Annotated in this window: 11 protein-coding genes and 1 pseudogene; 6 read left to right on the top strand and 6 right to left on the bottom strand. The window is 67.7% G+C overall.

Annotated features, from left to right (window positions below; genetic code table 11):
- Positions 1–375 precede the first annotated feature (375 nt).
- Positions 376–810, bottom strand: coding sequence for a universal stress protein (locus BST28156_RS18885; protein ID WP_060236975.1), 435 nt, complete (start codon positions 808–810; stop codon positions 376–378).
- A 391-nt stretch (positions 811–1,201) separates the two neighbouring features.
- On the opposite strand from BST28156_RS18885, the gene BST28156_RS18880 reads away from it, so the two are divergent.
- The 6 genes from BST28156_RS18880 to BST28156_RS18855 all read left to right on the top strand — a co-directional run bounded on the left by BST28156_RS18880 (position 1,202) and on the right by BST28156_RS18855 (position 6,082).
- Entirely contained in the window at positions 1,202–2,686 is a 1,485-nt protein-coding gene (locus tag BST28156_RS18880) for an amidase (protein WP_174903058.1), read from the top strand.
- Between the two features lie 225 nt (positions 2,687–2,911).
- Positions 2,912–3,598 carry a hypothetical protein gene (locus tag BST28156_RS18875; protein WP_174903057.1) on the top strand — a complete coding sequence of 229 codons (687 nt, stop codon included), beginning with the start codon at positions 2,912–2,914 and terminating at the stop codon, positions 3,596–3,598.
- A gap of 127 nt (positions 3,599–3,725) precedes the next feature.
- Positions 3,726–4,556, top strand: coding sequence for an arylamine N-acetyltransferase family protein (locus BST28156_RS18870; RefSeq protein ID WP_174903056.1), 831 nt, complete (start codon positions 3,726–3,728; stop codon positions 4,554–4,556).
- Between the two features lie 114 nt (positions 4,557–4,670).
- Positions 4,671–4,847 carry a ribbon-helix-helix domain-containing protein gene (locus BST28156_RS18865; protein WP_060236987.1) on the top strand — a complete coding sequence of 59 codons (177 nt, stop codon included), beginning with the start codon at positions 4,671–4,673 and terminating at the stop codon, positions 4,845–4,847.
- Position 4,848: 1 nt separating this feature from the next.
- A complete protein-coding gene (locus BST28156_RS18860) occupies positions 4,849–5,199 on the top strand; it encodes a VOC family protein (protein WP_174903055.1) in 351 nt (116 codons plus the stop codon).
- A gap of 7 nt (positions 5,200–5,206) precedes the next feature.
- Positions 5,207–6,082, top strand: coding sequence for a class I SAM-dependent methyltransferase (locus tag BST28156_RS18855; protein WP_174903054.1), 876 nt, complete (start codon positions 5,207–5,209; stop codon positions 6,080–6,082).
- A 10-nt stretch (positions 6,083–6,092) separates the two neighbouring features.
- On the opposite strand, the gene BST28156_RS18850 is transcribed toward BST28156_RS18855, so the two are convergent.
- The 5 genes and pseudogenes from BST28156_RS18850 to BST28156_RS18830 all read right to left on the bottom strand — a co-directional run.
- Complete coding sequence (locus BST28156_RS18850) at positions 6,093–10,934, bottom strand: NAD-glutamate dehydrogenase (RefSeq protein WP_174903053.1); 4,842 nt, start codon at positions 10,932–10,934, stop codon at positions 6,093–6,095.
- Positions 10,935–11,129: 195 nt separating this feature from the next.
- Entirely contained in the window at positions 11,130–11,351 is a 222-nt protein-coding gene (locus BST28156_RS35085; protein WP_174903105.1) for a hypothetical protein, read from the bottom strand.
- A 455-nt stretch (positions 11,352–11,806) separates the two neighbouring features.
- Entirely contained in the window at positions 11,807–11,995 is a 189-nt protein-coding gene (locus tag BST28156_RS18840) for a 4-oxalocrotonate tautomerase (protein WP_048804610.1), read from the bottom strand.
- A 60-nt stretch (positions 11,996–12,055) separates the two neighbouring features.
- The gene (locus tag BST28156_RS18835; protein ID WP_174903052.1) at positions 12,056–12,832 is read right to left on the bottom strand and encodes a class II aldolase/adducin family protein; all 777 of its coding nucleotides are present in this window, start codon (positions 12,830–12,832) and stop codon (positions 12,056–12,058) included.
- Positions 12,807–13,012, bottom strand: a pseudogene (locus BST28156_RS18830) (urea transporter); the annotation flags it as partial. The gene BST28156_RS18835 and the pseudogene BST28156_RS18830, both read right to left, overlap by 26 nt.

Raw genomic sequence — 13,012 nt, 5'->3', positions numbered from 1 at the left:
CGAATGCTCGCCGGATGACGTGATTGACGCGAGTTTGACGAATGTCAGGAGACGCGAGGGCGGCCGCGGTTGCGCCGCGGCTCGGGGCGATAGCATGAGTACATCTTTCGTCGGAACACGAAGTGCGGTTGGATCTTCGGTTCCGGACGAAACAGCCACGTATCGAAATCGCTACCCAAGTCGTGAGGAATCCAAATGTTACCCGTCTCCGCCGTGCTCGTCAGTCTGGCTCCGATGTGGGCGATCCTGCTGGTCGCATCTTCCGTCGCCGCCTATCTCGTGTTCTGGCGCAAGGTGCTCAAGTAAGCACGCGCAAGCGCCGGTCGATGCCGGCGCGTACGCATGCCTGAACGGTAACGCGGTGTACTGCGTCGTCTATTGCACCGCCGTCACCGGCACATTCGAAATCCGCACCAGCCGGTCCATCACGCCGCGCCGGAACATCGACAGCAGCGCGTGCAGCGGATCATGCCTCGGCGCGGCCACGACGATCTCGTCGCAGCCGATCTCCGCCGCCGCTGCCGCGATCGTATCGGCCACCGGCCCGACCTTCTTCACGACGCTGTACTCGACGCCGGCTTCCTGCAGAATCCGTTCGGCGGTCGCCAGGTCGTCGCACGCGAACTTGTCCTCGATCGAGCGTAGCCGCGATAGCGGGTGATACGCCTCGAGTCGCGTCGATTCGAGCGGCGCCTGCACATTGATCAGCACGATCTCGGACGCGCAGCGTTCGCGATACAGGAATGTCGCGTGGCGAACCGCCTGGAGCGAGCGGGGCGAGTGACCGACCGGAACCAGCAGCTTGAGCATGGACGATGTCCCAGGAACGAGATGCCTGAAGCGTAGCGCGCGGCCGGGCCGAATGCCCTAAAGAGATCGGGCGTCCGCGTAAAAAAGTCGTTAACGCGCATCTTGTCGAAGCGCGTCGATAAAAAATATAAGAATTTTAAGTTTATGCGCATAAACGATTTCATCGCCCGGTGCGCCGGGCCGCGATGGGCGCGCATCCGCGTCGTTGCATCCCGCGCGTCCGATTTAGTCGAATCCGCAATGAATCGCGCCGGAAAATATCGGAGGTCGCCCGAGCGGCGTCGCGTAGAGTAGAGCATCGGCGCGCCGCACGATGCTTCCCGGCAAGGTCGGAACCGATCGCCGTCCGCGCGCGGCCCGCCATTCCATCGCGTTTTCCAGGAGACCCCGCATGTCGCACGGCGCCCCGTCGCTTCTCGCTCCCGCTTCCATTCCCGTCGATCCGATCGTGCGCCTGCCGGCGGGCGAACTGGCGTCGGCGATCCGCTCGAAGGCCGTGTCCTGCGTCGAGACGATGCGCGCGTATCTCGATCACATCGAGCGCGTGAACGGTTCGATCAATGCGATCGTCGTGCTGCGCGACCGCGACACGCTGCTCGCCGAAGCCGCCGAAAAGGACGCGGCGCTTGCGCGCGGCGAGTATCACGGCTGGCTGCACGGGATCCCGCAGGCGCCGAAGGATCTCGCGATGACGAAGGGGCTGCGCACGACCTACGGCTCGCCGATCTTCCGCGATAACGTGCCGCAGGCCGATTCGGTCGGCGTCGCGCGGATGCGCGCGGCGGGCGCGATCTTCATCGGCAAGACCAATACGCCGGAGTTCGGCCTCGGCTCGCACACGTTCAACGAGGTGTACGGCGCGACCCGCAACCCCTACGACCTGACGAAGAGCGCGGGCGGCAGCAGCGGCGGCACGGCGGCGGCGCTTGCCGCGCGGATGCTGCCGGTCGCGGACGGCAGCGACTTCGGCGGCTCGCTGCGCAATCCGGCCGCGTTCTGCAACATCTACGGCTTCCGGCCGTCGCAGGGGCGCGTGCCGCGCTGGCCGGGCGTCGACGTGTTCGTCCAGCAGCTCGGCATCGAGGGGCCGATGGGGCGCACGGTCGGCGACGTCGCGCAGCTGCTGGCGATCCAGGCCGGCTACGATCCGAACGATCCGCTGTCGCTCGCCGAAGATCCGGCCGTGTTCGCGCAGCCGCTCGACACCGACCTGCGCGGCACGCGCATCGCGTGGGTCGGCGACTGGAACGGCTACCTGGCGACCGAGCCGGGCGTGCTCGCGCAGTGCGAGAAGGGGCTCGCGACGCTGCGCGAGATCGGCTGCGACGTCGATGCCGCGCTGCCGGCGTTCGCGCCCGAGCGGATCTGGCGCTTGTGGCTCACGCACCGGCACCTGCTGTCCGGCGGCGGGCTGCTCGCGCACTATCGCGACCCGGCGCGCCGCGCGCTGCTGAAGCCCGAGGCGATCTACGAGATCGAGGGGCTGCTCGCGATGACGGGCGACGCGGTGTTCGATGCGAGCGTCGAACGCACCGCATGGCATCAGGCCGTGCTGAGTTTCTTCGACCGCTACGACTTCATCGCAGCGCCGACCGCGCAGGTGTTCCCGTTCGACGTCGAGCAGCGCTGGCCGAAGGAGATCGCGGGCCGTCCGATGGACACCTATCACCGTTGGATGGAGACGGTCGTGCCGTGGACGCTCGCCGGCTGCCCGGTGATCAGCGTGCCGGTCGGGTTCAACGAAGCGGGGCTGCCGATGGGGATGCAACTGATCGGCCGTCCGCGCGCGGATCTGGACGTGTTGCAACTGGCGCGCGGTTACGAGCGGGCGGCCGACTGGGTCGGCCGGCGCACGCCGGCGTGGATGGCGGCGTGACGCGCCCGCGCGCGTCCGGCGATTGACGCCGCCGCGGAAAGAATTGACGCGCCCGCGCGCGATCGCATCGTCGATGCACGCGAATGCGCGTGGCGGGCCGTGAATCCGGCGGGATGGCAAGCGACGGCGCCGGGCGATTTCGTATCGATGTGTTTCAGTCGTTGCGGCGGCGCGCGACGCGCTTCGACAATACCCGGCTCACCATTCCGGCACGGGGGAACACAGATGAAGCACATTCGCGCGACGGGCAAGCGCGTGGCCGCGGCGGGCATCGCGTTCGGCGTCCTGCTGAGCGGCGCTGCCCATGCGCAACTCGATCTCCAGACGATCGGTTCGTCGCTGCTCGGCGGCGCGCAATCGTCGTCCGCGCCCGCGCAGGGCGGCGCCGCGCAGTTGCTGCAGGCCTATGTGGGCGCGAATCAGCAGGTGCTGGCCGGCCAGTCGTCGCTGGCGTCGGCGATGGGGCTCACCGGCGCGGCCGGGCAGGCGCAGCAGGCGGCGAGCATGCTGGGCGGCGGCGATGCACTGTCGCCGGCGACGCTGTCGCAGATGGGCGGCGCGCAACAGTCGGTGTCGCAGGCGCTCGACCAGGCGTTCGCGAGCGGCGGCGCCACGCAGGGTCCGGTCGACAAGCAGGCGTTCAGCAACGGCCTCGCATCGCTCGGCCAGGGGCTCACGCAGTACACGCAACTGCAATCGGGGCTCGGCAGCCTCGGTTCGGCGAGCCCCGCGTCGCTGCTGCAATCGGGCCTGAATCCGCAGAACCTGCAGGCCGCGTCGTATATCGCGCAGAGCGCGCCCGGCCAGCTGCAGTCGCTCGCGTCGACGCTCGGCCAGGCCGTGCAGTTCGCGACGCGCCAGGGCATTTCGGTGCCGCCGGTCGCGTCGTCGGCGCTGAAACTGCTGCCGTAGCAGTGCGCGAACGCGCCGCGCGGGATGCGGTGTCCGCTTTCCGCGCGACACGCCGGACGATCGTCTCGCGCAACATGGGGATTTCGCCCGATGCTATCGTCGCGTATCCCCGTAATGGTGCCGCTTCATGACTGATTCGTTCGACCTCTCGCGCTATTTCGCCCGCATCGGCTACGACGGCCCGGCCGAGCCGACCCTCGACGTGCTGCGCCGGCTGCATCTGCTGCATCCGCAGGCGATTCCATTCGAAAACCTCAATCCGCTGACCGGCGCGCGCGTCGCGCTCGATCTGCCCGCCGTCGTCGACAAGCTGGTCGCGCGGCGGCGCGGCGGCTACTGCTTCGAACTGAACAAGCTGTTCTACGTCGCGCTCACGCGGATCGGCTTCCGCGTGACGCCGCTGATTGCGCGCGTGCGCTGGATGCGTCCGCCGGAGGTCGTCACCGCGCAGACGCACATGCTGCTGCGCATCGATCTCGACGGCGCGGTCTGGCTCGCCGACATCGGCTTCGGCAGCGCGACGCTGACCGCGCCGCTGCGCTTCGCACCGGGCGAGCGGCAACTGACGCCGCACGGCGCGTTCCGCGTGGTCGCCGCGCCCGTCGCGGACGAATTCGACATGCAGTGCGAGGCGCCCGACGGCTGGCTGACGACCTACCGCTTCTCGCTGAAGCCGGCCGAATGGATCGATTACGAGGCCGCGAACTGGTTCACGTCGACCTATCCCGAGTCGATCTTCGTGAACGACCTGATCGCGTGCCGCGTGCTGCCCGGCAGCCGCGCGGCGCTGTTCAACACCGCGTTGACGCTGCGCGACGCGAGCGGCGCGGGGCGCACCGTCACGCTCGACAATGCGGCCGACTGGGGCGCGTGTCTGCGCGACACGATCGGCATCGATACGACCGGGTTCGATCTCGACGCGCTGTTTGCGCAGGTGGCGGCGCGGCCGGAACGGTAGCGTGCGGCGGGCGGTCGCCCGCATCGGCCGCCAACCTTCGCGCCTCGCGCACATTCGATTCAGCCCGCGATCCCGCAGATTGACATTTGCTATTTTGCTAGCATACTAGCGCTCATGAGCGACGAAGAAGTCAAGCAGTTCAACATCTACCTGCCGCTGAGCCTGATCCGGCAGGTCAAGCATCGTGCGATCGAAACGGAGCAATCGCTGTCCGCGCTGGTCGCCGATGCGCTGCGCGCGTACCTCGCCATGCCGCCGTCCGGGCAGGGCGCTTCCACCAAGGAGGAATGACATGTCATCCGAGCGAATCGAAGCCGTGTTCCTGACGACGCACAACTGGGGCAAGTCGGCGAAGTTCTTCCAGGCGCTGGGCTTCACGCTGGAATTCGAAACCGACCACCACTCGGGCCAGTTGCGCAAAGGCGACGGCCCGTATCTGTTCATCGCGGAAGTGCCGCCCGGCGAGACGCCGGACATGCAGGTCGTGCTGAAGGTCGCGGACGAGCATGCGGTGCGGCCGCAGCCGATCGTCGATGTCGTCGCGCCGTTCGAGGATACGCACTGGGGCACGCGCGAAATGACCGTGCGCGATCCGGACGGGCGCGTGTGGCGATTGCAGGCACCCGGCAAGTCGAACGCGTGAGGTCGGCATGACGACGACCGAGACGCCCGATACGTCCGAAGCCGGCCCGGACAGCACCGCCGCGCGCGTCGCGCTGTGGCGCGCGCTGCACGTCGAACTCGATGCACCGCCGCACGTGCTCGCCGACGAAATCGGGCTGCGACTGCTCGCGCCGGCGCCCGGCTGGCAGCAGCGCGGCGACATGGATCCGCAGTTCACGCGGCCGTTTCGCGCGTCGATCGTCGCGCGTGCGCGTTTCATCGAGGATCTTGTCGTCGAGCAGGCTGCGTGCGGCGTGAGCCAGTACGTGATCCTCGGCGCGGGACTCGACAGCTTCGTGCAGCGCCGCCCGGAGATGGCGTCGCGCGTGACGGTCTTCGAAGTCGACCAGCCGGCGCCGCAGGCGTGGAAGCAGCGCCGGCTCGTCGAACTCGGCTTCGGCGTGCCCGACTGGCTGCGGTTCGTGCCGGTCGATTTCGAGGCGGGCGGATCGTGGCGCGATGCGCTGGTCGGCGCCGGTTTCGACGCGGGCAAGCCGGCCGTGGTCGTATCGACGGGCGTCAGCATGTACCTGACGCGCGCAGCGAACGCGGCCGCGCTGCGCGAAGTCGCGTCGCTCGCGCCGGGCTCGACGCTCGCGATGACGTTCCTGCTGCCGCTGGAGCAGGCCGACCCCGACGTGCGCCCGGGACTCGACATGGCCGAGAAGGGCGCACGCGCGAGCGGTACGCCGTTCATCAGCTTCTTCATGCCGGCGCAGATGCAGGCGCTCGCGAAAGAAGCCGGTTTTTCGAAGGCCGAGCATGTGTCGGCTGCCGAATTGACGCGGCGCTACTTCGCCGATCGCACGGACGGCCTCAGGCCGCCGCGCAACGCCGAGGAACTGCTGGTCGCGACGGTCTGAACCCGGGCCGTCACGACCGTTCGAGCACGGCCATCTCGCGCACCACCACGAGCAGCACCGCGAGGCTTGCGCCGCCCGACGCGCGCAGGTCCGCGAGCAGTTGCGCATACCGTTCGAGCGCGGCCTCGCGGCGTTCGCGCCACGCGGCGACGATCGTTTCGGGCGTCGTCGAATCCGGCGACTCCGCGAGCGCGCTCGTCGCGAGCGTGCGCTTGAGCCGCGCGACTTCCGCGAGCGCGGCGGCGCGCGCCATCATGTCCCAGTGCGTGGGCGTCGGCAGCGTCGCCGCGCGCTCGCCGATCCATCCATAGTTGAGCAGCGTGCCGAGCGAGAAGTAGACGCCCGCGACGAGTTCGAGGCTGCGGTTGCAGGTCGCGGCCACCTCGGCGATATCGAGCAGCGCGGCCGAGATCTCGCCGCTCGCGACGCGCACCGCGAGCGCGCTGTCGACGCCGGCGTCGACCAGCACGCGCTGCCGTGCAGACAGCGCATCGAGATCGTCGGCCGGCAGCAGCGCGGGCAGTTGCGGCGCGAGCCGTTCGACCGCGTCGCGGCAGCGCGCGAGCAGCCCGGCGACGCCGCCGTCGGCCACCGCGCCGGCCTGCAGATGTCGCAGGAACCACAGCGCCGCGCGTTCTAGCAGCCGCGCGACGTCGACGAACATGCGCGCCTGCACGTCGTCGGCGACGCGATTGTCGAGCGCGTCGATGTCGCGCCATACCGCGTCGAGGCCGAACACGTCGCGCGCGATGAGGCATGCGCGCACGATGTCGCCCGGCCTGGCGTCGGTCTCCTCCATCAGCCGATGCACGAATGCGCAGCCGACGCGGTTCACGAGCGCGTTGGTCAGGTGTGTCGCAAGAATCTCGCGACGCAGCGGATGGCGGCGCATCGGCTCGTTGAAGCGCTGTTGCAGCGGCTTCGGAAAATAGTCGACGAGCATCGCGGCGACCAGCGGGTCTTCCGGCACGTCGGATTCGAGCAGCGCGTCGTACAGCCACATCTTGCTGTACGCGAGCAGCACCGCGCGCTCCGGCGACGTGAGCCCGAGCTTTGCGGCGTGGCGCTCGGCGATCTCGTCGTCGGTCGGCAGGAATTCGATCACGCGGTTCAGGCGGCCCGCGCGTTCGAGCCAGCGCATCAGCCGCGCCTCCGCGTCGAGCAGCTCGACGCTGTAGCGGCCCGCGATCGACAGCGCCTGCGTCTGGTAGTAGTTGTCGCGCAGCACGAGCAGCCCGACTTCGTCGGTCATCTCCGCGAGCAACGCGTTGCGCTGCTTCTCGGTCATCTCGCCGTCGGCGACGACGAGCCCGAGCAGGATCTTGATATTGACTTCGTGATCCGAACAATCGACGCCGGCCGAGTTGTCGATCGCGTCGGTGTTGATGCGGCCGCCGCGCTGCGCGAACTCGATGCGCCCGAACTGCGTGCAGCCGAGATTGCCGCCTTCGCCGACGACCTTGCAGCGCAGGTCCGCGCCATTGACGCGCACCGCGTCGTTGGCGCGGTCGCCGACCTGCTGGTGGGTTTCGTGCGCGGCCTTCACGTAGGTGCCGATGCCGCCGTTGTACAGCAGGTCGACCGGCGCCTGCAGGATCGCGCGGATCAGCTCGGTCGGCGGCAGCGCGTGCGCGTCGACGCCGAGCGCGGCCTGCGCGGCCGGCGACAGCGGGATCGTCTTCGCGGTGCGCGGATAGACGCCGCCGCCCGGCGAGATCGCGCTCGTATCGTAGTCGGCCCAGCTTGAGCGTTCGAGCGCGAACAGGCGCTGGCGCTCCGCGAAGCTCGTGGCAGGGTCGGGGTTCGGATCGAGGAACACGTGCCGGTGGTCGAACGCGGCGACGAGCCGGATATGCGGCGACAGCAGCATGCCGTTGCCGAACACGTCGCCCGACATGTCGCCGATGCCGACCACCGTGAAGTCGGTCGTCTGCGTATCGACGCCCATCTCGCGGAAGTGCCGCTTCACCGACTCCCACGCACCGCGCGCGGTAATCGCCATCTTCTTGTGGTCGTAGCCGACCGAGCCGCCGGACGCGAACGCGTCGTCGAGCCAGAAGCCGTATTCGTGCGAGATCGCGTTCGCGTAGTCGGAGAAGGTGGCCGTCCCCTTGTCGGCCGCGACGACCAGATACGGATCGTCGGCGTCGTGCCGCACGACGTCGCGCGGCGGCACGATCGCGTTGCCGACGCGGTTGTCGGTCAGGTCGAGCAGCCCGCGCAGGAAGGTCTGGTAGCACGCGATGCCTTCGCGCATCCATGCTTCGCGATCGCTCGGCGGCGGCGGGTTCTTCACGACGAAGCCGCCCTTCGAGCCGACCGGCACGATGACGACGTTCTTGACCATCTGCGCCTTCATCAGCCCGAGCACCTCGGTGCGGAAATCCTCGCGCCGGTCGGACCAGCGCAGCCCGCCGCGCGCGACGCGCCCGCCGCGCAGGTGCACGCCCTCGACGCGCGGCGAATACACCCAGATCTCGAACATCGGCTTCGGCTCGGGCAGGCCGGGCACCTTCGACGGATTGAACTTGAACGACAGGTACGGCTTCGGCTCGCCGTTCGCGTCGTGCAGGAAGTAGTTGGTGCGCTCGGTCGCATTGATCACGCCGAGGAACTGGCGCAGGATGCGGTCTTCGTCGAGGTTCGGGACCTGGTCGAGTGCGGTCTCGATGCCCTTCAGCAGGTGCTCCGCCTGCACGTCGCGCACATCTCCGATGCGCGGATCGAAGCGCACGACGAACAGTTCGACGAGCTGCCGCGCGATGGCCGGATTGCCGGTCAGCGCGCGTTCGATATACGCGTCGCTGAAGGTGGAGCCGACCTGCCGCAGATATTTCGCATACGCACGCAGGATCGTGACTTCGCGCGCGCTCAGGTGCGCACGCAGCACGAGCCGGTTGAAATCGTCGTTCTCGATCCGGCCGTTCCAGATCCGGTCGAACGCGTCCTCGAACAGGCCTTTCACGCGCTCGATGTCGAATTCCGCATCGTCCGCGAGTTCGAGTCCGAAGTCGTGCACCCACGCGGGCGCGGCGCCCTGCGTCTGGATCCGGTACGGCCGTTCCTCGTCGACGCGCACGCCGAGATGCTCGAGCATCGGCAGGCTGCGCGACAGCGCGATCGGCTCGCCCGCGCGATAGACCTTGAAGCGGAACGCGCGCGGCGCGGCCTCGATCGGCCGGTACAGGTTCATCGCGAGCTGGCCGGAGTCCTTCACGCGTTCGATCAGCTCGATGTCGCGCACGGCGGTGCGCGCCGGGTAGTCGTCGCGATAGCCGGCCGGGAACGAGTCCGCGTAGCGCTGCAGCAGGCGATTGCCTTGTTCCTCGCCGAACGCATCGAGCAGCGCGTCGGCGAGATCGTCCTGCCAGCGGCGCGTGACCTGCACGAGCCGCGCTTCCAGCTCGCGCGTATCGACGTCGGGCATCGTGCCGGGCTCGGCGTGCACGACGAAATGAATGCGCGCGATCGCCGATTCGGACAGCAGCGGCGTGAATTCGACGTTCACGCCGTTGTAGGCATCGACGAGCAGTTTCGCGATGCGCCGGCGCAGGTCGGTGTTGTACTTGTCGCGCGGCACGAACGCGAGGCACGACACGAAGCGGTCGAAGCGGTCGCGCCGCACGAACAGCCGCGTGCGCTGGTGTTCCTGCAGCCGCAGGATGCCGAGCGCGATGTCGTAGAGCTGGTCTTCGTCGGCCTGGAACAGTTCGTCGCGCGGATAGGTTTCGAGCACCGTCACGAGCGACTTGCCGAGATGGCCTTTCGGCAAGAAGCCGGCGCGCCGCACGATGTTCGCGCACTTGCGGCGCACGATCGGAATCTCGGCGCTCGACACCATGTACGCGGTCGACGTGTAGAGCCCGATGAAGCGCCGCTCGCCGGTCACCTTGCCGTCGGCGCCGACCAGCTTCACGCCGACATAGTCGAGATAGCCGGGCCGGTGCACGGTCGCGCGCGAATTCGCCTTGGTCAGGAAGATCGGCCAGGGGCCCGTGATGATCTCGGCGGCGGCGGGCGGCAGCGGCGTCACGTCCGGCGTGCCGGGCGCGCGCAGCGATTCGCGCAGGATGCCGGCACCCGAGCCCGCGATGCCGCGCAGCCCGAAGGCCGAGCCGTCCGACACGAGCGCGTAGTCGCGATGGCCGAGGAACGTGAAGTGGTCGGCGACCATCCATTCGAGGAATGCGCGCGCCTCGATGTCCTCGGCGGTCGATTCGCGCGCCTTCATTTCCTTGATCGTCGCGCGCGCGATGTCGACGATCTTCGGCCAGTCCTCGACGGACGCGCGCACGTCGCCGAGCACGCGCGCGATGTCGTCGCGCAGCGTATGCAGCAGCGCCGCGTCGCCGCAGCGATCGACTTCGAAATGGATGAACGATGCGAGCTGCGAATGGCCGTCGTCGGGCGTCGCGCCGCCGGCGTCGACGCGCTCGATTGTGCCGTCGCCGCCGCGCCAGATGCGGAATACCGGATGCAGCGCCGAATGCAGCGCCAGCCCGAGCCGGTTGACGGCCATCGTCACCGAATCGACCAGGAACGGCATGTCGTCGTTGACGATCTCGATGACCGTGTGGTCCGAGTGCCAGCCGTGCTGTTCGAGGATCGGGTTGTACACGCGCAGCCGCTCGCTACCCGGCACGAATTTCTGCGCGGTCTGCCAGTGCGCCATCGCGGCGCCGTACAGGTCGGCGATGCCGCGGCTTTGCAGGTCGTCGGCGTCGACGAAATCGTAGTAGTGGTGCAGGAACGGTTCGACGATCCGGAAGGTCGCCTCGGGCAGCCGCGCGCGCGCGAATTCGACGACATCGGAGAGCAGGTGTGCGACGACTTCTTCGTTCTTCGCTTCCATGGCGGTTTCCTCGTCGGGTGGCCATCGGCTGCTGCGTCTGTCCGGCATTATGCGCCGATTGCGTGACGGTGCGATGTGCGGGTGCACAACGGGGCGCCAGGCATATGGCGGACGGGGGCGATCGTGCCGGCGTCACGCAGGGTGGGCATGCTTTCGATTTCTTGCGCGCGGCGGTGGGCGGCAGGCCAGCGAAAATCACGCCAGGTCCGGTGGCTTGAGGTCGGGGTGCCGCGCGTAGAGCGGGTTCATGAAGTCGACCAGCATCGTGGTCAATATTTGCGACACGAATTCGCGATACGCGACGAATTCCGAATCTGGACATGACGCCTTGACCATCAAAAGGGACCGATCCAGTTCGGCTCCCATGTGCAGGATCATATCGTTCAGAGCACTTGCGATTTGCTTGTCGGAGATCATTTGTTCGCGGCTTCCCATGCCGACACGGTTTTCGTCGACAGTGGATTGCCGAAACCGGCGCTCGAGAAGGAGATCAAGAAAAGCAGCAGGGTGACAAAATAGCTTTTGAGTTTCATGGCGGCCATTTGCAATGATGAGTGGAATGTCGGCATGGTTCTGCTTGCCGGACTTCATTGCTGGCGTTGGCACCAAGAGACGGTGATCAGCTGGCTGAATTCTTGCGGATTCCGATGCGGCGCATTCGATTCGTTATGCAAATTTATGACCGAAAGAACGTGGATGCGCAAACGCTTAAGAAAGCTAATTGCTGAGAGATTAGTTGTCAACGGGAATATATCGAGATAGCTGCTGACCTCAGCCTATTCGAATTGCCGGTGACATTTCCGAGAGGAAAAACGGGTATCCGGGTAGCGTGTGTCCAAGGGACTGGACACACGCAGATCCCGGAGCACTGCTCAGCGCGCTTCACTCCACAGCTTGCCGCCCGTCGCCCAGTTTTCCTTTTTCACGTCGGTCAGGATGATATCCACGGAGCCCGGCTCGCAGCCGAGCGTTTCGCACGTCACACGCGTGATCGCTTCGACGAACTGGCGTTTCTGCTCGACGGTGCGGCCTTCGAACAACTGGATATTGAAAGTCGGCATGACAAAACCTCCGGGTTGGTTTGGAAAAATCGATTCGGCGGGATGCCGGTGCGGCGGCGCTCAGTCGCGATACGACCGGTCGATCCGGTCGAGCCGGCGCAGCAGCGCCGGCCATTCGAGTTCGCCTTCGATCGCGCCGCCGTCGCGCAACTGCTCGGCGGTACGGTCCGCGACGGCCGGCTCCGGCAGCACGAGCGGGCCGCCGCCCGCCTGCGCGCGCACCTGGATGTCGCAGGCCTTGATCAGCGTGTCCATCAGCACATACGCCTCGGCGACCGTGCGGCCGACCGTCAGCGTCCCGTGGTTGCGCAGCAGCATCGCGGATTTCGCGCCGAGGCTCGCGGTCAGCCGCGCGCCTTCGGCCGGCGAGAACGCGAGCGCTTCGTAGTCGTGGTAGGCGAGGTCGCCGTGAAACCGCAGCGCATGCTGCGATGCGGGCAGCAGCCCGTCGCGCTGGATCGACACGGCGATGCCGGCCGTGTTGTGCAGGTGCATCACGCAGACGGCGTCGGGCCTCGCGGCATGAACTGCCGCGTGCAGCGCGAAACCGGTCACGTTGACCGCGTGCTCGCCGTCGCCGATCCGGTTGCCGGCGAGGTCGATCTTCACGAGATTCGACGCGCAGACTTCGTCGAACGTCAGACCGAACGGGTTGATCAGGAAATGGCCGGGCTCGCCCGGCACGGTCGCGGACAGGTGCGTATAGATCAGGTCGTCCCAGCCGTTCAGCGCGACGAGCCGGTACGCGGCGGCGAGATCGACGCGCAGCCGGCGTTCGGCGTCCGAGATCGGGCCGCCGGGCTTCACGGCATCAGGACGGTGTGCGAATGACGACATCGGGTTCTCCGAGAGTAAAGCGCCGCGCGACGGCCACCGTGATCCACGACGCGAGCGCGAACGGCGCGGTGAGTGCGGTGAGGCCGGCGCGCATCGCGAGCCACTGGATCAGCGCGGCCAGCGCGGCGGCCGCGAGCGCCGCGCGCGTGCCGCGCGGCAGCAGCGCGAGGGCGGCGAGCG

The organism is Burkholderia pseudomultivorans (assembly GCF_902499075.1).
GTDB lineage: Bacteria > Pseudomonadota > Gammaproteobacteria > Burkholderiales > Burkholderiaceae > Burkholderia > Burkholderia pseudomultivorans.
Note: the sequence above shows the minus strand (reverse complement) of the source record. Positions and strands in the feature narration are given on the sequence as shown.